This window comes from Pseudomonas sp. NBRC 111119 (assembly GCF_001320125.1).
GTDB classification, from domain to species: domain Bacteria; phylum Pseudomonadota; class Gammaproteobacteria; order Pseudomonadales; family Pseudomonadaceae; genus Aquipseudomonas; species Aquipseudomonas parafulva.
Genome location: NZ_BCAV01000008.1, coordinates 1 through 20733, shown reverse-complemented (window position 1 = coordinate 20733; position 20733 = coordinate 1). Strand labels below are relative to the sequence as shown.

Annotated in this window: 16 protein-coding genes and 4 tRNA genes; 7 read left to right on the top strand and 13 right to left on the bottom strand. The window is 60.4% G+C overall.

From position 1 onward, the window contains the following. Positions 1-2: 2 nt before the first annotated feature. The 9 genes from lon to APH25_RS04120 all read right to left on the bottom strand — a co-directional run bounded on the left by lon (position 3) and on the right by APH25_RS04120 (position 7178). Complete coding sequence (gene lon, locus APH25_RS04160; RefSeq protein WP_060481158.1) at positions 3-2399, bottom strand: endopeptidase La; 2397 nt, start codon at positions 2397-2399, stop codon at positions 3-5. Positions 2400-2558: 159 nt separating this feature from the next. Continuing rightward, positions 2559-3842 (bottom strand): ATP-dependent Clp protease ATP-binding subunit ClpX, encoded by a 1284-nt coding sequence (gene clpX, locus APH25_RS04155; RefSeq protein ID WP_028634543.1) that lies wholly within the window; start codon positions 3840-3842, stop codon positions 2559-2561. A 108-nt stretch (positions 3843-3950) separates the two neighbouring features. Further along, positions 3951-4592, bottom strand: coding sequence for an ATP-dependent Clp endopeptidase proteolytic subunit ClpP (gene clpP, locus APH25_RS04150; RefSeq protein ID WP_023536171.1), 642 nt, complete (start codon positions 4590-4592; stop codon positions 3951-3953). 91 nt (positions 4593-4683) lie between these two features. Then, positions 4684-5997, bottom strand: coding sequence for a trigger factor (gene tig, locus APH25_RS04145; protein WP_028634544.1), 1314 nt, complete (start codon positions 5995-5997; stop codon positions 4684-4686). 248 nt (positions 5998-6245) lie between these two features. After that, positions 6246-6545 carry a DUF6388 family protein gene (locus APH25_RS04140; protein WP_028634545.1) on the bottom strand — a complete coding sequence of 100 codons (300 nt, stop codon included), beginning with the start codon at positions 6543-6545 and terminating at the stop codon, positions 6246-6248. Between the two features lie 189 nt (positions 6546-6734). Next, positions 6735-6810 (bottom strand) — tRNA-His (locus APH25_RS04135). 36 nt (positions 6811-6846) lie between these two features. Continuing rightward, positions 6847-6931: transfer RNA gene (locus APH25_RS04130), tRNA-Leu, on the bottom strand. A gap of 52 nt (positions 6932-6983) precedes the next feature. Then, positions 6984-7059 (bottom strand) — tRNA-His (locus APH25_RS04125). A gap of 42 nt (positions 7060-7101) precedes the next feature. Further along, positions 7102-7178, bottom strand: a tRNA-Arg gene (locus tag APH25_RS04120). Positions 7179-7449: 271 nt separating this feature from the next. Here APH25_RS04120 and folD point away from each other — a divergent pair. From folD to APH25_RS04100, 4 genes are all read left to right on the top strand, one after another. Then, a complete protein-coding gene (gene folD, locus APH25_RS04115; protein ID WP_028634546.1) occupies positions 7450-8304 on the top strand; it encodes a bifunctional methylenetetrahydrofolate dehydrogenase/methenyltetrahydrofolate cyclohydrolase FolD in 855 nt (284 codons plus the stop codon). Positions 8305-8663: 359 nt separating this feature from the next. Then, positions 8664-9974: a C4-dicarboxylate transporter DctA gene (locus APH25_RS04110; RefSeq protein ID WP_028634547.1), complete on the top strand. Its 1311-nt coding sequence runs from the start codon at positions 8664-8666 to the stop codon at positions 9972-9974. A gap of 44 nt (positions 9975-10018) precedes the next feature. Then, positions 10019-10723: a FadR/GntR family transcriptional regulator gene (locus APH25_RS04105; RefSeq protein ID WP_028634548.1), complete on the top strand. Its 705-nt coding sequence runs from the start codon at positions 10019-10021 to the stop codon at positions 10721-10723. A 16-nt stretch (positions 10724-10739) separates the two neighbouring features. Next, positions 10740-11408, top strand: coding sequence for a GntR family transcriptional regulator (locus tag APH25_RS04100; protein ID WP_060481157.1), 669 nt, complete (start codon positions 10740-10742; stop codon positions 11406-11408). Between the two features lie 29 nt (positions 11409-11437). On the opposite strand, the gene APH25_RS04095 is transcribed toward APH25_RS04100, so the two are convergent. Continuing rightward, positions 11438-11866 (bottom strand): PACE efflux transporter, encoded by a 429-nt coding sequence (locus tag APH25_RS04095; protein ID WP_060481156.1) that lies wholly within the window; start codon positions 11864-11866, stop codon positions 11438-11440. Between the two features lie 101 nt (positions 11867-11967). Here APH25_RS04095 and APH25_RS04090 point away from each other — a divergent pair, with 101 nt between their 5' ends. From APH25_RS04090 to APH25_RS04080, 3 genes are all read left to right on the top strand, one after another. Continuing rightward, complete coding sequence (locus APH25_RS04090) at positions 11968-12846, top strand: LysR family transcriptional regulator (protein ID WP_060481155.1); 879 nt, start codon at positions 11968-11970, stop codon at positions 12844-12846. Positions 12847-12988: 142 nt separating this feature from the next. Beyond that, positions 12989-14875 carry a methyl-accepting chemotaxis protein McpA gene (gene mcpA / locus APH25_RS04085; RefSeq protein WP_060481154.1) on the top strand — a complete coding sequence of 629 codons (1887 nt, stop codon included), beginning with the start codon at positions 12989-12991 and terminating at the stop codon, positions 14873-14875. A gap of 131 nt (positions 14876-15006) precedes the next feature. Beyond that, a complete protein-coding gene (locus APH25_RS04080) occupies positions 15007-15792 on the top strand; it encodes a sulfite exporter TauE/SafE family protein (protein ID WP_028634553.1) in 786 nt (261 codons plus the stop codon). A 3-nt stretch (positions 15793-15795) separates the two neighbouring features. Here the strand turns inward: APH25_RS04080 and APH25_RS04075 are convergent, their stop codons facing one another. The 3 genes from APH25_RS04075 to APH25_RS04065 all read right to left on the bottom strand — a co-directional run bounded on the left by APH25_RS04075 (position 15796) and on the right by APH25_RS04065 (position 20629). Further along, entirely contained in the window at positions 15796-16332 is a 537-nt protein-coding gene (locus APH25_RS04075) for a histidine phosphatase family protein (protein ID WP_060481153.1), read from the bottom strand. Between the two features lie 92 nt (positions 16333-16424). Continuing rightward, a complete protein-coding gene (locus tag APH25_RS04070; protein ID WP_060481152.1) occupies positions 16425-18647 on the bottom strand; it encodes a TonB-dependent siderophore receptor in 2223 nt (740 codons plus the stop codon). Positions 18648-18835: 188 nt separating this feature from the next. Next, a complete protein-coding gene (locus APH25_RS04065) occupies positions 18836-20629 on the bottom strand; it encodes an ABC transporter ATP-binding protein/permease (protein WP_060481151.1) in 1794 nt (597 codons plus the stop codon). Positions 20630-20733 lie beyond the last annotated feature (104 nt).

Sequence of the window (20733 nt, the reverse complement as noted above, 5' to 3'; positions counted from 1 at the left end):
TGCTAGTGCGTGCTGATTCTTTCCTTAGCATCGCTGTCGCGCTTTTCGTCCTTGGCGACAATCTCGGAAGCCACATCTGGCAAGGGCTCCGGGGCGTATTGCAGCGCAATTTGCAGGACTTCGTCAATCCATTTGACCGGTTTGATCTGAAGATCCTGTTTGATGTTTTCAGGAATCTCCTTCAAATCGCGCACATTCTCCTCCGGGATGATCACCGTCTTGATGCCGCCACGGTGAGCCGCCAGCAGTTTTTCCTTCAAGCCGCCGATCGCCAGCACCTGCCCGCGCAGGGTAATTTCGCCGGTCATGGCGACGTCGGCGCGTACGGGTATCTGGGTCAGTGCCGATACCAGCGCCGTGCACATGCCAATGCCAGCACTCGGGCCATCCTTGGGTGTAGCACCCTCGGGCATATGGATGTGAACGTCATGCTTTTCATGGAAATCAGCAGCGATCCCCAGGCTACGCGCCCGGCTACGCACAACCGTCTGCGCGGCCGTGATCGACTCGACCATGACGTCACCCAGCGAACCGGTCTTGATCAACTGGCCCTTGCCAGGAATGACCACGGCTTCGATGGTGAGCAGTTCACCGCCAACCTGCGTCCAGGCAAGGCCTGTGACCTGGCCGATCTGGTCCTTCTGCTCCGCCAGCCCGTAGCGGAACTTGCGTACACCCAGCAGGTGCTCAAGCTGTTCGCCAGCCACCTTGACCTTCACCTGCTTCTGGCCAGTATGTTCCTTGACCACCTTGCGGCAGACCTTGGCAATCTGCCGCTCCAGGCCACGCACGCCAGCCTCGCGGGTGTAGTAACGGATGATGTCACGGATCGCCGATACGTCGACCTCCAGCTCGTCCTTCTTCAACCCGTTGGCCTTGACCTGCTTGGGTACCAGGTATTTGACCGCGATGTTGATCTTTTCGTCCTCGGTGTAACCCGGCAGGCGGATGATCTCCATACGGTCCAGCAACGCTGGCGGAATGTTCATCGAGTTGGAGGTGCACAGGAACATCACGTCCGAAAGGTCGTAGTCGACCTCCAGGTAATGGTCGTTGAAATTGTGGTTCTGCTCGGGGTCAAGCACCTCGAGCAGCGCCGATGCCGGGTCGCCACGCATGTCGCTGCCCATCTTGTCGATTTCATCGAGCAGGAACAGCGGGTTGCGCACGCCCACCTTGGTCATCTTCTGGATCAGCCGGCCCGGCATGGAGCCGATGTAAGTGCGGCGGTGACCGCGGATTTCTGCCTCGTCACGCACGCCGCCAAGGGCCATGCGCACGAACTTGCGGTTGGTGGCCGCAGCGATGGACTCAGCCAGCGAGGTCTTGCCGACGCCGGGTGGGCCAACCAGGCACAGTACAGGGCCACGGATTTTCTTGACGCGTTTCTGTACGGCAAGGTACTCAAGAATGCGTTCTTTGACCTCTTCAAGGCCATAGTGGTCGGCATCGAGGATTTCCTCGGCCTTGGTCAAGTCCAGGCGCACCTTGCTCTGGGCCTTCCACGGCACCTGCACCAGCCAGTCGAGGTACGAGCGCACCACCGTGGCCTCGGCCGACATCGGTGACATCTGCTTGAGCTTGTTCAGCTCGGCCTGAGCCTTGGTCATGGCATCTTTCGGCAGGCCCGCGGCTTCGATGCGCTTTTTAAGCTCTTCGACCTCATTGTGGCCCTCGTCGCCGTCACCGAGCTCTTTCTGAATGGCTTTCATCTGCTCATTCAAGTAGTACTCGCGCTGGCTGCGCTCCATCTGCTTCTTGACCCGCCCACGGATGCGCTTCTCGACCTGCAACAGGTCGATTTCGGCGTCCAGCAGCGCCAGCACGTGTTCGACACGCGCCGACAGGTCGACGATCTCAAGGATTTCCTGTTTCTGCTCGATTTTCAGCGCCATATGCGCAGCCATGGTATCCACCAGGCGGCCAGGCTCATCGATGCTGTTAAGCGATGACAGGACTTCGGCGGGGACTTTCTTGCCCAGCTGCACGTACTGCTCGAATTGCGAAAGCAGCGTGCGCACGAATACTTCCGACTCACGCTCCGCAGCGTCGGTTTCATCGATCAACGACACTTCGGCACGCACATGGCCATCGACTTCGCTAAAGCGCTCGACCGCACCGCGCTGCTCACCCTCGACCAGCACCTTGACGGTGCCATCTGGCAGCTTGAGCAGTTGAAGCACAGTGGCTACGGTGCCGACGCGGTACAGCGCGTCCTCGCCCGGATCATCATCGGCCGGGTTTTTCTGGGCCAGCAGCAGAATCTGCTTTTCGCCCGTCATCGCCGCCTCTAGGGCTTCGATGGACTTTTCACGCCCCACGAACAGCGGGATGACCATGTGCGGGTAAACAACGACATCGCGCAATGGCAAAAGAGGCAAGTCGAGGGTGGTCTTCATGATTTCGCCTCTACAGCGGCCCTATGGCCGGAAAACGTTGGAAATTATGCTTGGACCTAATGTGGGGGCATGCCTGCGAAATTACAAGCGCTAGCGCAGGAAAAGCAAAAAGGGGCCCGTGGGCCCCTTATGCAGGTACTTCAACCGACCATGCCCGTATCAGGCGTCTGGTGCGGCCTTGGCTTGCGGCTCGCTGTTTTCGTAGATCATCAGCGGCTGCGAAGTGCCTTCGATGACGCTCTCATCAATGACCACCTTGCTGACATCCTTCGAGGAAGGAATCTCGTACATGGTGTCGAGCAGAACGCCCTCGAGAATGGAGCGCAGGCCACGAGCACCCGTTTTGCGCTCAAGGGCCTTGCGTGCCACGGCCTTGAGCGCATCAGAGCGGAACTCAAGGTCGACGCTTTCCATTTCGAACAGCTTGGCATACTGCTTGGTCAAGGCGTTCTTCGGCTCGGTCAGGATCTGGATCAGCGCAGCTTCGTCCAGTTCGTCAAGCGTCGCCAATACAGGCAGACGGCCGACGAATTCCGGAATCAGGCCAAATTTGACCAGGTCATCCGGCTCGACTTCACGCAGCGACTCGCCAACCTTCTTGCCTTCTTCCTTGCTGCGCACTTCAGCGCCAAAGCCCATACCACCCTTGGTAGAGCGGTTCTGGATGACCTTTTCCAGGCCGGAGAAGGCGCCACCGCAAATGAACAGGATATTGCGGGTATCAACCTGCAGAAATTCCTGCTGCGGATGCTTGCGGCCGCCCTGAGGCGGTACCGAGGCAACGGTCCCCTCGATGAGCTTGAGCAGCGCCTGCTGCACGCCCTCACCCGAAACATCACGGGTAATCGACGGGTTATCAGATTTGCGCGAGATCTTGTCGATTTCGTCGATGTAGACAATGCCCATCTGGGCCTTCTCCACGTCGTAGTCACACTTCTGCAGCAGCTTCTGGATGATGTTTTCGACGTCCTCACCCACGTAACCAGCTTCGGTCAGGGTGGTGGCGTCTGCAATGGTGAATGGTACGTTCAACAGGCGAGCGAGGGTTTCTGCAAGCAATGTCTTACCCGAGCCGGTAGGCCCGATGAGCAGAATGTTGCTCTTGCCCAGTTCGACTTCGTCGCCCTTTTTGTCACGCTGATTCAGGCGTTTGTAGTGGTTGTACACCGCTACGGCAAGCACCTTTTTTGCGCGCTCCTGACCAATGACATACTGGTCCAGGATGCCGCTGATTTCTTTCGGCGAAGGCAATTTGTGCGCGCTGCTCTCGGCCTGGGCTTCCTGCACCTCCTCACGGATGATGTCGTTGCACAGGTCGACGCACTCGTCGCAGATAAATACCGAGGGCCCGGCAATCAGTTTGCGTACTTCGTGCTGGCTTTTGCCGCAGAAGGAGCAATAAAGCAATTTGCCGCTGTCCTCGCCGTTACGGGTGTCAGTCATTCGATCGATCCAATCCGGTAGGCTTGCAACACAAGATGAAGGCAATTGCGGGCTTTTTCAAGTCCGCAGGCAGGCGCCATGTGCGCCCACCTGCTCTGGCTGCCAGGGTCAGGAAGCCAGTTGCCGCTTGTCGTATACCGAGTCGATCAGGCCGTACTCGGCCGCGCGCGAGGCGCTCATGAAGTTGTCGCGCTCGGTGTCACGCTTGATGGTTTCCAGGTCCTGGCCTGTGTGGTACGCCAGCAGCTCGTTCAGGCGGGCCTTGATATTGAGGATTTCCTGGGCATGGATCTCGATATCGGTAGCCTGGCCCTGGAAGCCGCCCAGTGGCTGGTGAATCATCACGCGCGAGTTAGGCAGGCAGTGACGCTTGCCCTTGGCACCGGCAGCCAGCAGGAACGCACCCATGCTGCAGGCTTGGCCAATGCAGATGGTGGAAACGTCCGGCTTGATGAACTGCATGGTGTCGTAGATCGACATACCTGCGGTCACCGAACCGCCCGGCGAGTTGATGTACAGATGGATATCCTTGTCCGGGTTTTCCGCCTCAAGGAAGAGCATTTGCGCAACGACCAGGTTCGCCATGTAGTCTTCTACCGGGCCAACCAGGAAAATCACACGCTCCTTCAACAGGCGCGAGTAAATGTCGTAAGCACGCTCGCCACGGGCGGACTGCTCGATAACCATCGGGACCAGGCCGCCTGCAGCCTGGATGTCAGAGCTCTGCTGAATAAAAGAATTGCGGGACATGTCCTGCGCTCACTCCCAAATAGTCATGGCTTGAATACGCACAAGCCAGCGCGAAGGCTGGCTTGTGGGGGTTTCCTACGAGAAGGGCCCGTTACTCGGCTTCGGCGGGTGCCTCGGCAGGTTTAACGGCTTCTTCGTACGAGACCGACTTGTCGGTCACAGTCGCTTTCTGCAGAACAGTATCTACAACTTGTTCTTCCAGCACAACCGAACGAACCTCGTTCATCTGCTCGTCGTTCTTGTAGTACCAGGCGATGACCTGCTCAGGCTCCTGATAGGCAGAGGCCATTTCTTCGATCATCTCGCGAACCTTGGCTTCGTCTGGCTTCAGCTCGTTCTGCTTGACCACTTCGGCCACGATCAGGCCCAGCACGACGCGGCGCTTGGCCTGCTCGTCGAACAGCTCGGCCGGCAGTTGGTCAGGCTTGATGTTGCCACCGAACTGCTGAACAGCCTGCACGCGCAGACGGTTGACTTCGTTTTCCAGCAGCGCCTTTGGCACTTCGATCGGGTTGGCGGCCAACAGACCGTCCATGACCTGGTTCTTGACCTTGGTCTTGATCGCCTGGCGCAGTTCACGCTCCATGTTCTTGCGAACTTCGGTGCGGAAGCCTTCCAGGGTCGATTCCTTGATGCCGAACTGGGCGAAGAACTCTTCGTTCAGTTCTGGCAGCACAGGTGCCGCAACGCTGTTGACGGTGATGGTGAACTCGGCGGCTTTGCCAGCCAGGTCCAGGTTCTGATAGTCCTCAGGGAAGGTTACGTTCACAACGCGCTCTTCGCCCGCCTTGGCGCCTACCAGGCCTTCTTCGAAGCCAGGGATCATGCGGCCCGAACCCAGAACCAGCGGGGTGCCTTTGGCCGAACCACCTGCGAAGGCCTCACCGTCTACCTTGCCAACGAAGTCGATGTTGACCTGGTCGTCGTTCTGGGCGGCACGCTCGACAGCCTCGAAACGGGTGTTCTGCTTGCGCAGCACTTCCAGCATGCTGTCCAGGTCGGAATCAGCCACTTCGGCGCTCAGGCGCTCGACCTTGATGGTTTCGAGGCCAGCCACGGTGAACTCGGGGAACACTTCGAAGATAGCGACAAATTCCAGGTCCTTGCCTTTTTCGAAGGACTTGGGCTCGACGGCAGGGGCGCCAGCCGGGTTCAGCTTCTGCTCGACGATCGCTTCATAGAAGGAAGCCTGGACCAGGTCACCGAACGCCTCTTGACGGGCATCGGCTTCGAAACGCTGGCGGATCACGCTCATCGGCACCTTGCCTGGACGGAAACCGGCAACCTTGGCGCGCTTGGCAGTCTGCTGCAGACGCTTGTTGACTTCGTTCTCGACGCGCTCGGCCGGAACGGCGATGGTCATGCGGCGCTCGAGAGCGGAAGTGTTTTCAACAGAAACTTGCATGGATATTCCTCGTTGCACAGACGTTAGCCGGCGTTTGCCCGACTCCAGAATCAAGGGCAAGCATTCTAGTGAGTCACGCAGCAGAAGTCACCCCACCCGGGATGCCCCCTGGACGACGCCGGTCGATTGGCTTTAAAGGCTCAGGCGGCAAGCCGCCGAACCTGTCTCAATAGGGGCCGCAGGACGCCCATGACGGTCTGCGGCCGAAATATCTTGTTCAACAACTACCTTCAACGACATCGCTACCTTTATGCAGGGTCGATTTCGTTGAAATGGCAGTATTCCTCCCAGCCCATGCCCAGCGCCTCTGCCACCTCCCGGTGGGTTTCCAGGCGCATCGCCTGCAGTTGCTCGGGGCTTTCGGCAATCAACTGCAGCGCCAACTCCCAAGGCTGAAGGCCTTGCTCATGAGCGGCATCTTCGAACGCCCACTCGATTTGCTGCGCCTGCTCATGCGCATCAAGCTGACGGACCTCTTCCAGCAGCTGTGGATGGGCCTGGGCAAAGCGCTGCAGCGCAAGGGCCTGACGGGCTTCTTTTGCAATCATTGGGCTGCTCCTCCGCCGACTCAACGGGCCGGGATTTCAACTGGCTGAAATCTAACAGCTTTTATTGGGCCCTCACCAGCGGATTGCAAGGGCCTAGCCGTGATATGCCCTGAAAATACCTGCCATGGGCTGCGCGCGACGCGCAACAAAAAAGGCGCCCGGTCCATGACCAAGGCGCCTTTCGAAAGATGGGGTGGACGATGGGAATCGAACCCACGACAACTGGAATCACAATCCAGCGCTCTACCAACTGAGCTACGCCCACCATGTTGCGGTGTTGCGGTACTGCCTTACAGAAGCATGGTGCGGACGAAGAGACTCGAACTCTTACAGCTTGCGCCGCTGGAACCTAAATCCAGTGTGTCTACCAATTTCACCACGTCCGCGTAACGCTTAAAACAAAGGCGCCAGATGCTATCGCGGCGCCTTTGAAGAATATGGGGTGGACGATGGGAATCGAACCCACGACAACTGGAATCACAATCCAGCGCTCTACCAACTGAGCTACGCCCACCATATTGCATTACAGCCTACTTGCTTGCCAAAGCTGCCTAAGTGGCGCACCCGGCAGGACTCGAACCTGCGACCATCCGCTTAGAAGGCGGATGCTCTATCCAGCTGAGCTACGGGCGCTTAAGCATGAAGCCTAACCGAACGAGAAGTTTTGCAGGCTGCTGCCAAACGGCTCATTCTGCCCGACTTCGCCAACCAGTGCTAGGCTGTGCCCGACAAGTGCGGCGAATCTTATAGGCGACCCTGTAGATCGTCAACACCTTTTTCAAAAAAATATAAATTATTGAAGGGGTTAGGGCATTTGCCCGACCACCCGCCTTTGCCCTTGGCCGATGTCGTGCGAGAATGCGCCCTCTTTATTGTTTCCTTCTCGATGGTTAATCACGCGTCTATGACTGCACACCTAATCGATGGCAAGGCGATCGCCGCCAAGCTGCGCCAGCAGATCGCTCAACGTGTCGTGGAGCGGCGCCAGCAGGGCCTGCGTACACCGGGGCTGGCAGTGATCCTGGTCGGCACCGACCCTGCCTCCCAAGTCTATGTCTCGCACAAGCGCAAGGACTGCGAAGAAGTCGGCTTTATCTCCCAGGCGTTCGACCTGCCCAGCCAGACCACCCAACAAGCACTGACCGAACTCATCGACCGCCTCAACGATGACCCAGCCGTGGATGGCATTCTGCTGCAGTTGCCACTGCCGGCGCACCTGGACGCCTCACTGCTGCTCGAGCGCATTCGCCCGGACAAGGACGTGGACGGTTTCCACCCTTACAACATCGGTCGCCTGGCCCAACGTATCCCCCTGCTGCGCCCGTGCACACCCAAGGGCATCATGACCCTGCTCGAGAGCACGGGCCAGGACCTGTACGGCATGAATGCCGTGATCGTCGGCGCCTCCAACATCGTTGGCCGGCCGATGGCCATGGAGCTGTTGCTTGGCGGCTGCACCGTGACCGTCTGCCACCGCTTCACCCAGGACCTGGCTGGCCACGTTGGCCGTGCTGACCTGGTGGTCGTGGCTGCCGGCAAGCCGGGGCTGGTCAAGGGTGAATGGATCAAGGAAGGTGCCATCGTGATTGATGTGGGCATCAACCGTCAGGAAGACGGCAAGCTGGTCGGCGATGTGGTCTACGAGACCGCCCTGCCCCGCGCCGGCTGGATCACCCCGGTGCCAGGCGGCGTCGGGCCGATGACCCGGGCCTGCCTGCTGGAAAACACCTTGTATGCAGCAGAAGAGCTGCACGGCTGATACTGTTGGCCACCCACGACGGCACCTTATACAGGTGCCGTTTTTTTTTGCCTTGCATTTGAGCAGCAGCCAAGCTTCCGGGTAGCTGGCAAGCAGATTGCAACCCGCTACGTTGCACTGTGCAGTCACCCCGGCATGCGGTTCGGCAAAAACCGCTGCACGCACCGTAGTAGAGCCCGGGCCACTGAAGTGCACCACAACTGGTCAGACCGGTAAGGCCAAAAACCCTTGCATTGCAGGATATTTCGGGGTTTTATGACCACGCGCTGAACAAACCGGTAAGACCACAATAATTAAGTCCTGCGCTCTTTCGCCCCATGCGGCTACCGAAGCAGGGACACCGATCAGAGATCACTTCCATGCTCAAATGGTGCTCGCGTTCGATCTTTCTTCAAGTCGTGTTAGGCCTCGCCCTCGGCGTCGTCTGCGGACTCAGTTTCCCCGACCTCTCCCTGCAACTCAAACCCTTGGGCGACGGCTTTATCAAGCTGATCAAGATGCTCATCGGCCTTATCGTCTTCTGCGTGGTAGTGAGTGGTATCTCCGGCGCAGGTGACCTGAAGAAAGTCGGCCGCATCGGCCTGAAATCGGTGATCTATTTCGAGGTGTTGACCACACTGGCCCTGGTCATCGGCCTGGTGTTCGCCTTCACCAGCGGTATCGGTACCGGTGCCAACATTCATCTGGACCAGTTGTCCAGCGCCGACGCCAGCAGCCTGGCGGAGCGCGGCCAGCACATCCATGGTGCCACCGCCTTCTTCATGGACCTGATCCCCAACTCGGTGGTCGGGGCCTTCGCCGACAACAATATCCTGCAAGTGCTGCTGTTCTCGGTACTGTTCGGCAGTGCACTCAACCTGGTGGGTGATTCGGCGGCCGGCATCTCGCGGCTGATCAACGAGCTGAGCCATGTGATCTTCCGCATCATGGGCATGATCGTGCGCCTGGCGCCCATTGGCGTATTCGGTGCCATCGCCTTCACCACCAGCAAGTACGGCCTTGAATCGCTGCAGCACCTGGGCGGCCTGGTAGCGTTGTTCTACCTCACCTGCGCAGGGTTCGTGCTGATCGTGCTGGGCACCGTGATGCGCTTGTCTGGCCTCAAGCTGCTGCCCCTGATCAAATACCTGCGTGAAGAACTCACCATCGTGCTGGGCACCGCTTCGTCCGACGCCGTGCTGCCGCAGATCATGCGCAAGCTGGAGCATCTGGGCATTGGCAGTTCCACGGTGGGGCTGGTGATTCCTACCGGCTACTCGTTCAACCTCGATGGTTTCTCCATCTACCTCACCCTGGCCATCGTATTCATCGCCAATGCGACGGGTACGCCGCTGGAAATGACCGACCTGCTGACCATTTTGCTGGTGTCACTGGTGACTTCCAAAGGCGCTCATGGCATCCCAGGCTCTGCACTGGTGATTCTGGCGGCGACCTTGACCGCCGTGCCGGCAATACCCGTGGTTGGCCTGGTGCTGGTACTGGCTGTGGACTGGTTCATGGGCATCGGCCGGGCGCTGACCAACCTGATTGGCAACTGCGTCGCCACGGTGGCCATTGCACGCTGGGAAAAGGACATCGACCTTGAGCGGGCCAACAATGTGCTCGACGGCAAACCCGGCTTTGCGCACACACCCCGCAAACAACCAGGCACCCATCAACAGGACTTTTGAAAGCGTGCGGCCGGCCCCCGTGCCGGCCCTCCAAGGAGCGAACTTTGATCAGCTCATCCACCGTCGTCAATTCAGTGGTTGAAAAACTGCGCCAGGCCCTGGCCAGAGGCCAATGGCGCAGCGGGGACATGCTGCCTGGCCAGCGCGAGCTGGCCGAGCAAATGGGCATCAGCCGGCCGAGCCTGAGAGAGGCGGTAACCGTTCTGGAAACCCTGGGCCTGGTCAGATCATTGCCAGGCAAAGGCGTACTGGTGCTCGAGGGTGAGGGTGCAGTTCAAGAACGTACCCTGGACACCGGCGCGGCGGCGAGCCTTGCCGATGTGCTGGAGCTGCGCTACACCCTGGAGCCGTTCATCGTCGGCCTGGTGGCGCAATCGGCCAACAGCCAGGACATCGGCCAACTACGCCTGACCCTCATGGACATGCGCGAAGCACTGGAGGCGCACGACAGCGAGGCGGGGGTAAAAGCCTACATCGCTTTCCACGAAGCGCTGTTCGCCCTTACCACAAACCCGATCTTCCAGAGCGTGGTGCAACAAACCGGCAACGCCCTCAAGCAGAGCGCCGACATGCTGCGCAACTCACCGGAGCATCTGGCAGCGCGGCTGAAAGAAAATGAAGCCGTCGTGCGTGCCATACGCGAGCGCAGCAGCGCGCAAGCCAGCGCGCAGATGCGACAGCACATTCTGGCAGAAGGGCTGCGTATGGGTATTGCCCTGAATGTACCCGATGAGCACCCGACCCCTTGACCCCAGGAGAGCGACGATGAACGGCGCCCACCCTTTGCCTGCCCTGCTTGCTGCGGGGGAAACCCGGCTCTCGGCCGAGCAGATCTACCCGCGGCTGTTCGATGCGATCCTCGAACAGCGCTTGCCGCCTGGCAGCCTGCTACCCGAACAGGCACTGGGCCATGCCTTCGGCGTCAGCCGGACGGTCATTCGCCGGGTACTTGGGCGCCTGTGCGACCAACAGGTGGTGGTGCAACGCCCTAGCCACACGGCACACCTGGCGGCGCCCGACCCTGAGCAGGCACGCCAGGTGCTGAGCGCCCGGCGCCTGGCCGAAACCACCCTGATTACCCTGGCGGCCGAACGTGCCCGGCCAGCGCAGGTGCGCCAGCTTCGCCAGTTGGTGGAACGCGAACGCCAGCACTACGACAATGGCGAGCGCTGCGCAGCCATCCGGCTGGGCGGCGAGTTTCATCTCAAACTGGCGCAGGTGGCGGCCAATGCCCCGCTGGCGCGCTTTCTCAACGGGCTGGTACCGATGACCTCGCTGATCATCGCCCGCTACGAATCCCCCTGCTGCGACCACTGTGCATGGCAGGAGCACGCCGCGATCATCGATGCGGTGGAGCAAGGCGACGCGCCCGCTGCGCTGGCACTGATGCACAAGCACCTCGACCGGCTTGAAGGCAAGCTCCAACTGGGTTGAGCAGTGGGCGGCGCCGGATCAACGCCTGATCAGGCAGGCGCCATGGCTGACGTTGGCAGGCCGAACAACCGGTCGAATGCCCAGTTGTAGGCAAAGGTGTAGCACGGCACCAGGATGATGAACGCCATGTCTACCAGCAGCGCCTCCACAAGGGTCATGCCCAGCCACCAGGCAATCAGCGGTATCAAGTAGACCACCAGCGTCAGCTGGAAGCCGATGGCATGCACGATGCGCCTTGCCACGCTGCGCCCACGGGTACGCTGGCGGCTTTCCCAATACTCGAACACCATGTTGTAGATCAGGTTCCAGAGCATGGCGATGGTGGTGATCATCACCGCCAGCGGGCCAGTGTGAGACGCCTGGGTGTCAGACAGGTAAGCGAGCCCGAGCGTGGACATGCACAACCCAATCAACTCGTAGAACGTCACGTACACCAGCTTGCGTTTCAGACCCTGCACAGCGTTTTCCTCCAACCTCACAACATGATTGCGCAAAGTTTGCTTCACCCTGCTTGACAGTAAAAGTCAGCAGCTGTCAGATGAGCTGACAGGAGAGCCCGATGAATTTTTCCAGCGACAATATTCAGCTGTTTCTCAGCGTACTCGACCAAGGGTCGTTCTCAGCGGCCGCACGCACACTCAAGCGCGTACCCTCAGCTGTGAGCATGGGCATTGGCAACCTGGAGGCCGAGCTTGGCTACAGCCTGTTCGAAAGGGGCGCACGGGAAGTGCGCCCCACCGCGCAGGCCTTGGCGCTGGAGCCGCATGCCCGGCTGATAGCCGAGCAGTTGGGGTTGCTGCAGGTGCATGCGCTGGAGTTGTCGCGAGGGCTGGAAAGCAGCCTCACGCTGGCGGTAGCCCCTGATATCGATCACGGCCCGCTGCTAGCGGCCATCGCCCGGCTGGGTGAACGCTATCCCCTGTTGGACATCACCTTGCTCAGCGCCCCTCAGGAAGAAGCGCTGCAATTGCTGGACAGCGGCCGCGCGGACCTGTGCGTGGCCTTCGCCGGTTTGCAGGTGGAGAGCCACCGTGGTTTCCAATTCATAGGTGAAGAGTCGCTGGTAGCGACCCTGGCCCCCACTCACCCTGCCCTGGACGGCGGCGCCATACATTACCTGGAGGACCTGACCCGGGTACGGCAGATTCTGGTGCGCAGCCGCGACCTGCCGTTGGCCGACCCGCGCCCCTTGATCGGCGCCGCGCATTGGTCCACCGACAGCTTTGACCTTGCCCTGCAGATGGTCGAGGCCGGCCTGGGCTGGGGCGACCTGCCACTGTCCCGGGTGGCGCCATTGCTGGCCAGCGGCCGGCTGGTGAGGCTGCACTTTCGCAACACACGCAACGCCCTGCAGCTACCGGTGCATATCCTCTGGCGCAAGCAGCAGCCGCTGCAACAAGCTGCGCGGCGGCTGATCGAACAGCTGGCAGCCTGCTGAACGCCGTTTGTCGAAACGCCCTTAAGAAATTTCCGTAGGTGTATCAACCTTTTACCGGGTGAGCCGATACCCCGGTCGACAGGCCCCGCCGTGCGTCAAGAGCGCACGGCGCCCTCCCCTCATTGGCTCAAGGTCTCGAAACATGAACCTGAAATTTCGCCACAAGATCCTGCTCAGCGCCTGCGGTGTCGTGGTCCTGGCATTCGCCCTGTTCACCCTCTACAACGATTATCTGCAACGCAACACCATCCGCCAGAACATCGAAGCCTCGGTGGAGCAGTCAGGGGCGCTGACGGCCAGTAGCGTGCAGAGCTGGATGGGCGGGCGCATTCTGGTGCTGGAAAACCTGGCCCAGGATATCGGCCTGCTGGGCGCCGGCAACGAGCTGGCCGGGTTGATCGAGCAGCCCTCGTACACTCGCAACTTCCTCTTCACCTACTTTGGCCAAGCCAACGGCAGCTTCACTCAGCGCCCCGATGCGCAGATGCCCGCAGGCTATGACCCCAGGCAGCGGCCATGGTATGGCGTGGCTGCCAGCGCAGGGCAGACTGTACTGACGGCACCCTACCAAGGTGCCGTAGGCGGCCTGATGGTAACCATCGCCGTGCCCGTCAAGAGCAAGGCCAATGGCGAGATGATGGGCGTGGTGGGGGGCGACGTGAGCCTCGATACCCTGGTCGAAATCATCAACTCGGTCGACTTTGGCGGCATTGGCCACGCCTTCCTGGCAGACAGCACTGGCCAGGTGATCGTGAGCCCCGATAAAGACCAGGTCATGAAGAACCTGAAAGACATTTATCCCGGCAGCAACCTGCGGGTCGCTGCAGGTATGCAGGATGTCACCCTCAACGGCCAGGAGCGCCTGATTTCGTTTGCTCCGGTTGCCGGCCTGCCGTCAGCGCAATGGTACATTGGCTTGTCGATCGACAAGGACAAAGCCTACGCCGCGCTCAGTCAGTTCCGCACCTCTGCAATCATTGCCATGCTCATCGCGGTGGCGGCCATCGCCGCTGTGCTCGGCCTGCTGATCCCGGTGCTGATGCGGCCGCTGACTACCATGGGCCGTGCGATGCGTGATATTGCCGAGGGCGAAGGCGACCTCACCCGCCGCCTGGTGGTGCAGAACCAGGATGAGTTCGGTGAGGTGGCAGCCTCCTTCAACCGGTTCGTCGAACGCATTCATGCGTCCATCAGCGAAGTATCGTCGGCCACGCGCCTGGTTCACGACCTGTCCGAGAAAGTGGTCAGTGCATCCAACGCGTCCATCAATGGCTCTGAAGAGCAGAGCATGCGCACCAACAGCGTGGCCGCAGCGATCAACGAGCTGGGGGCTGCGACCCAGGAAATTGCCCGCAATGCCGCCGATGCATCGCAGCACGCCAGCGGCGCCAGCGAGCAGGCCCATGGTGGCCGGGCGGTTGTCGAAGAGGCGATCAGCGCCATGACCGCCTTGTCGCAACGCATCAGCGAGTCCTGCGCGCAGATCGAGACGCTCAACGCCAGTACCGATGAAATCGGCAAGATCCTCGACGTGATCAAGGGCATCTCCCAACAGACCAACCTGCTGGCCCTCAACGCGGCAATCGAGGCCGCACGTGCGGGTGAAGCGGGCCGCGGGTTCGCCGTGGTGGCCGACGAAGTGCGCAACCTGGCACACCGTACCCAGGAGTCGGCAGAAGAAATCCACCGCATGATCACCAGCCTGCAGGTGGGTTCGCGGGAGGCCGTGCACACGATGAACACCAGTCAGGTGTCCAGCGAGCAGACGGTACAGGTTGCCAACCAGGCGGGAGAGCGCCTGGCCAGCGTCACCCAGCGGATCGGTGAAATCGATGGCATGAACCAGTCGGTCGCCACCGCTACCGAAGAGCAGACAGCTGTTGTCGAAAGCCTGAACCTGGACATCACCCAGATCAACGCGCTGAACCAGCAAGGGGTGGAGAACCTGAATGAAACCCTGCTGCACTGTGACCAGCTGGCTCAACAGGCCGGGCGCCTGAAGCAACTGGTGGGCAGCTTCAGGATCTGACCCAGCAGGGGTGGCGTAACCTGGCGCCACCCCTGGTTATAACCTAATAACGAACAAGTCTATTTGGCTATAAAAAAACCTATATGCTGGCTGCATCCGATAACGGGCAAAGCTGGGCAGTCGAGTAGCGTATGGATGTAGGTTCTTTTGGGTTCACCATTGCAGGGCTGGTTGTAGGCTTCATCGTCGGCATGACCGGGGTAGGTGGCGGCTCGCTGATGACCCCGATCCTGTTGTGGTTCGGCATCAACCCGGCCACGGCCGTAGGCACCGACTTGCTCTACGCGGCAATCACCAAGGCCAGCGGCGTGTGGGTACATGCGCGCAACAAGAACATCGACTGGAAGATAACGGGCCTGCTCAGCCTGGGCAGCGTGCCGGCCGCGGCGCTGACCCTGTGGTTTCTCAGCACCCTGCACACAGACACCACGGCGGTGAACGCCATCATCAAGCAGGGCCTCGCTGTGGTGTTGATACTCACCGCGCTGGCGATCCTGTTCAAGTCCCGCCTGCAGGCCTTTGCCAGCCGCCATGCCGGCGACCATTATCACCTGAGCGACCGCAGCCTCAATACCCTGACCATCCTCACGGGCGTGGTACTGGGCGTGATGGTTACGCTTACGTCCATCGGCGCCGGTGCGTTAGGCACGGTGGCGCTGTTCCTGCTCTACCCTTTCCTGATCACACGTCGCCTGGTAGGCACAGAGATCGCCCACGCCGTCCCGCTTACGCTGGTGGCCGGCCTGGGGCATGCCGGCATGGGCAACATGGACTGGTCGCTGCTGGGTTATCTGCTGCTGGGTTCGTTGCCAGGCATCTACCTGGGCAGCCATCTCACCGGGCGGATCTCGGACCGTGTGCTGCGCCCCTGCCTGGCTGCGATGCTGTTGCTGATCGGCTACAAGCTGGCGTTTTGAGGCTCAGCTGACCCGCAGGCGCCACTGACCGGTACTGGCGAGCTGCAGGCGGGATAATGGCAGGATGTCGATGCGCTGGGCTGCACTGAGTGGGCAGCCCAGCACCTGTACCAGCACGGCGCGTATCACCCATGGGTGAGTCACTGCCAACCACGCCCCTGGCCTGTCGAAGGTCACCAGCCATGCCGCCATGCGCTGGCACAGCGCAGCGAAGGACTCGCCACCGTGCACCGTGCTGGCCGGGTCCTGCAGCCAGTCAGCAAGCGCCTGCGGTTGCTCTGCCTGCAACTGCTTCAGCGGCATCCCCCGCCAGTCACCGAGGTCGCAATCAGCCAACGACGGCGCTACCCGTGCGTGTCCGAACCTGCTTGCCGTTTCGCGCGCGCGCTGCTCGGGAGCTGTGATCACGTGTGTATCTGGCGGCGTCTCGAAGGCTTGCCAGGCTGACTGGACCAGGAGGTCGCCAGGTGCGGGCAGGCGCCCGGCCTTCTGCGACTGGGTCAAGGCATGGCAAACGAGGGTAAGGTGCGTGGCTTTCAATGCTGAGGTCTCGCGGGAACAAGCGTACGGTTTAGCACGCCTGCTGCCCGGACATCAAAGGCAGCCGCCCCAGGAGCGGGGCGGCCAGTGCGTCAGAAGTTGATATTCAATGCCATGAACAGCGCCCTGCCCGGCTGGTTGTAGGTGTTGGCACCTGAGGTGCTGGCATTGCCACCGCGCAGGATCTGCTTGTCAAAGACGTTGTTCACACCCACCCGCACATCGTAGTTGGCATTGAATGCGTAGCCTGCACTGACATCTACTAGGCCGTAGGCGTCTACATCCTGCTGCGCACTGGCATGGTAGTCCTGTTGGGTGCGGTAGTTGTAGGACGGCGACTTCTGCTTGCCGAACCAGGTCCCCGCCACCTGCAAGGACAGCTGCTCGGTAGCGCGCCAGTCCAGGGTAGTATTGACGGTGAAGCGCGGGATGACCGAGAGCGGCTCACCCGTCTCACGGCTATGGTTGTCCAGCATCCAGGTGAGGTTGGTATTCCAGTCCAGGGTGGGCGTCAATTCGACGAAGTAGTTGCCCTCGATGCCCTCCACGCGCGCCTTGCCGGCGTTGTCCCACTGGGTCACACGGCTACCTGTGCCGAGGGTGTACAGCACATCGGTATCGCCGATGATCTTGTTTTTATAGTCATTGCGAAAGTACGTGGCACTTGTGCGCCAGCTGCCTTGGTCGTATTGCAGCCCGATTTCCTTGTTGACGCTGATTTCAGGCTTGAGGTCCGCGTTACCCTGCAGGTAGCAACCGCCCCGGTTGGTTTGCAGGACACTGCAGCCGTTGCCTCGGCTGTACAGCAGGTAATTGGGGTTCGACTGGTACAGGTTCGGGGTCTTGTAGGCCCGTGCGATGCCCCCCTTGAGCGACAATGCGTCGGTGAGCTTGTGGGAAAGGTTAAGGCTGGGGCTGAAGTTGTCGCCGAAGGTTTCGTGGTGGTCGAAACGCAGGCCAGGCGTGACGGTCGTATTGCCAACCACGATGTTGTCTTCGACGAAAAATGCATGGCTGCGGGCCGTCATCTTGGAGTTGCTGCGCTCGAAGCCGGCAATACTTCCACCCCCGGCAGGGTCAGAACTCTGCGGGCGTAACGAGCCTTGGTCGTTGAGCGCCTCGTACAGGTACTCGCCACCCAGGGTCAGTACGTGTTCGGTGCTGCCCAGTGCAAACGGCAGGTTCACCTCACTGCTCAACCGGGTGTTGCGCAACCGCGACATGGCAGCGCCTTCGCCATTTGGGGCACCCTCCGTGCGGCCTGCCAGGCCTTCGTTGAGGCGCCAGTTACGGACGTACTCGTAGCCTAGCGAGGTTTTGCTGGTGCCCCAGGTGAAATCCCCAAGGTGCGTGAGGTCGTAAGTGCTGCGCTGCATGACATTGGTTTCATGGCCATACAAGCTGGAAACAAAATCAACATCACCACCGCCGTTGCTGTTCATGGTATCGCCCGCGAACACATTGCCCTGACGGCTGTAGCCCGCACTGGCTTCGAGACGATGCTCATCGTTAAGCCTCAAGCTCGCCAGGCCATTGATGTCCTTGTTGCGCACACCTTCGCGGCCCGCCACCAACGCGCTGGTGGCGTGGCCGTCGTTGATGTCCAGGTCGTCGGCATCGGTTTTGGCCCACCCCCCGTAAACCCGCAGGCCAAGGTTTTCGGTAAGGCCGCCGCTCAGGTTGAAGTTGGCCCGCCGGCTGGCGCCTTCGGCGCTGTCTTCAGGCAATTGGGTGTACAGGCTCACGCCACCCTTGAGTTCATCGGAAGGGCGCTTGGTGATGATGTTCACCACCCCGCCCATGGCGCCTGAGCCGTAGCGGGCAGCAGCAGGACCGCGCAGGATCTCGATGCGCTCGACTGCCTCAGCCGGCACCCAGTTGGTTTCCCCACGGGTGTCACGGTCGCCGTTCCAGCCATAACGTACCGCGTTGCGGGCGTTGGACGGCTTTCCGTCGATCAAGATCAAAGTATTTTCCGGGCCCATGCCGCGCAGGTCGATCTGCCGGTTGTTGCCTCTCGCACCGCTTGCACTGTTACCGGTCAGGTTCACACCCGGCTCGCGGCGGATGATATCGGACAAGTCATTGGCAGGTGGATGGCGCTTGATGTCGTCAGCCGTGATGATCGAGGTGCCCAGTGCTTGCCGGGCCTCACGCTCGGCTGTGATCAGTGTGTCCTGAATCACCAGGGCGTTATCGGCAGATGGGGCATTCAGAACCTCACCCTTATCGTCGGTCGAGGTGGCCATCACGGCCGGTGACACCAGCGAGAAAAGCACCAGGGCCAGGCTGTTGGGTGAAGTTCTGCACTGCATCGGTACATCTCCTGCTGTTCAAGGGCGAAACGGCGCACCCGGTGTCACCGGGAGCCCTCGCCCACCGGCCCGCACTGCTCGAGTGGCCAACAGGGATGGAAAATACATTTATTCTCAATTGTGTTTATATCGTATTTACGAAATTTACACCTTCGCAAGGGAACCTTCTGTCAGGCTGCGACCTACGCTCACAGGGGTTGCATGCCCCATGCACCCTCGCCATCCAAGCGCAGTCGATGGGTATGCAGCCCGGCGAGCGTGCTGCGGTGCCCCACACTGACAAGCAAGGCGCGTGGCATGTGCTGCCGAAGCAGGGAATACATGGCCTGTTCCAGGCCCTCGTCCATTGCCGATGTGGACTCATCGAGAAACACTACCTCAGGGCGATTGAACAGTACGCGTGCGAACGCAAGACGCTGCTGTTCACCGAGGGACAGCACGCCCGCCCAGTCGCATTGAGTGTCGAGCTGATCGCGCAAGTGGCCCAGGCTCACCTGGCTCAGCACCTGCGCCACCCGCTGTTCATCACTGAGCGAGTAAGTGGCCGGGTAAGCGATGATGGTGCGCAGATTCCCCAAGGGCAGGTAAGGGCGCTGTGAAAGGAATAGCGCATGCAGGCCTGAAGGACGCCGCACCGCACCGTCAGCGTAAGGCCACAGACCTGCCAGCGCGCGTAGCAGCGTGGTCTTGCCGCTGCCCGAAGCACCCTGAATCAACAGTGCATCGCCAGCACGCAGGTCCAGATCGAGGTCTGAGATCAGCGGGACGCCGTCCGGGCGCCTGACCTGCAAGCCCTCAACAAGCAGCCCATCGGGCTGGTCGCTCACCTCGGTGTGGGGTAACGCCCTGGCCTGCTGGTTAGCACTCAAAAAACCGGTCAGACGATTCAGGGTGGCCCGGTACTGGGCAAATGCATCGTAGGACTCACGGAAGAACGACAGCGAATCTTGCACCTGGCCAAACGCCTGCGAGGTCTGCATCACATCGCCCAGCTTGATCGCACCACTGAAAAACCGGGGAGCCTGGAGAATGAAGGGGAACACCACTGCAACTTGGCTCACCCCCAGGTTGAAACCGCTGAACTTGAGGTTTCTGAAAACAAGCGCCCAGGCATTGAGGATCAACGCCCCGAACCGGCCTAGCAGCGTGTGTCGCTCAAGCGTGCCACCTTGATAGAAAGCGATGTTCTCCGCGTTCTCGCGCATGCGCATCAAGGCGTAACGGAAGTTGGCAGTGAGTTTTTCGTTGAGGAAGTTGAGCTTGATGAGTGGCTTACCCAAGCGGAAGGCTACCCAGGTGGCCAATAATACGTAGACGTACACTGCAAACACCATGGCCCTGGGGATGTCGATACCAGAAACCGTCAGCGGCGCCGATAACCCCCAGAGGATGCCGGTAAAGGCGACCAGTGAAACCAGAGCGCTCACAGCCCCTAAGGCCAGCGTCAGGGAGCTGCTGACGAACACGCTGGCATCCAGTTCGATCCGCTGATCCGGGTTGTCCACGGGCTCACTCACGAAACGCCCTCGGTAGTAGGCGTCGTCCTGGGTCCAGTCACGGGTCAGGCGCTCGGTAAGCCAAACCCTCCACCGGATGCTGAAGGCCTGGCTAACGTAGAAAGCGACCAACGAGCGCAGCACGTGAATAGTTGCCAGTATCGCGAACACGCCAAGCAGTGACCAGAACGCCGTTTGGTCAAGGCCCTGCAGCGCACTGTAGAAGCCGTTGTACCAGTAAGAAAACAGCACTTCCAGGCGGACCGAAAACAGCGTCAGTATCAGCAGCGCAGCGAAGCCCAGCAGGGGCTTCCAGCTGCGCCTGGGGTTGAAATACGGGCCTGCCACCTGCCAGAACTGCTGGCCCCAGCGCGCGTAGCGAACCGCCAGGGCCGCCGTGATGGCGAAGCAGGCGAACGTAATAAACGAGGCAATTGCAAGCCAGGTCAGGCTCTGTTGCAGGGCCTGGTGCCAGTTCATTTCCATGGTGAAGTACCCTTGCGGAGTTTCCGCGAGCGTAGCACCGGCCCGGCAGGCATCAGGCATAGATGACGCAGGTTTCATATTTGCGTCAGGGTTTAATAAACCAC

Bases quoted from the DNA above. Each gene is read 5' to 3' on its own strand.
- lon (WP_060481158.1), bottom strand. From the start codon at position 2,399: ATGAAGACCACCCTCGACTTGCCTCTTTTGCCATTGCGCGATGTCGTT.
- clpX (WP_028634543.1), bottom strand. From the start codon at position 3,842: ATGACTGACACCCGTAACGGCGAGGACAGCGGCAAATTGCTTTATTGC.
- clpP (WP_023536171.1), bottom strand. From the start codon at position 4,592: ATGTCCCGCAATTCTTTTATTCAGCAGAGCTCTGACATCCAGGCTGCA.
- tig (WP_028634544.1), bottom strand. From the start codon at position 5,997: ATGCAAGTTTCTGTTGAAAACACTTCCGCTCTCGAGCGCCGCATGACC.
- APH25_RS04140 (WP_028634545.1), bottom strand. From the start codon at position 6,545: ATGATTGCAAAAGAAGCCCGTCAGGCCCTTGCGCTGCAGCGCTTTGCC.
- folD (WP_028634546.1), top strand. From the start codon at position 7,450: ATGACTGCACACCTAATCGATGGCAAGGCGATCGCCGCCAAGCTGCGC.
- APH25_RS04110 (WP_028634547.1), top strand. From the start codon at position 8,664: ATGCTCAAATGGTGCTCGCGTTCGATCTTTCTTCAAGTCGTGTTAGGC.
- APH25_RS04100 (WP_060481157.1), top strand. From the start codon at position 10,740: ATGAACGGCGCCCACCCTTTGCCTGCCCTGCTTGCTGCGGGGGAAACC.
- APH25_RS04090 (WP_060481155.1), top strand. From the start codon at position 11,968: ATGAATTTTTCCAGCGACAATATTCAGCTGTTTCTCAGCGTACTCGAC.
- mcpA (WP_060481154.1), top strand. From the start codon at position 12,989: ATGAACCTGAAATTTCGCCACAAGATCCTGCTCAGCGCCTGCGGTGTC.
- APH25_RS04080 (WP_028634553.1), top strand. From the start codon at position 15,007: ATGGATGTAGGTTCTTTTGGGTTCACCATTGCAGGGCTGGTTGTAGGC.
- APH25_RS04070 (WP_060481152.1), bottom strand. From the start codon at position 18,647: ATGCAGTGCAGAACTTCACCCAACAGCCTGGCCCTGGTGCTTTTCTCG.
- APH25_RS04065 (WP_060481151.1), bottom strand. From the start codon at position 20,629: ATGGAAATGAACTGGCACCAGGCCCTGCAACAGAGCCTGACCTGGCTT.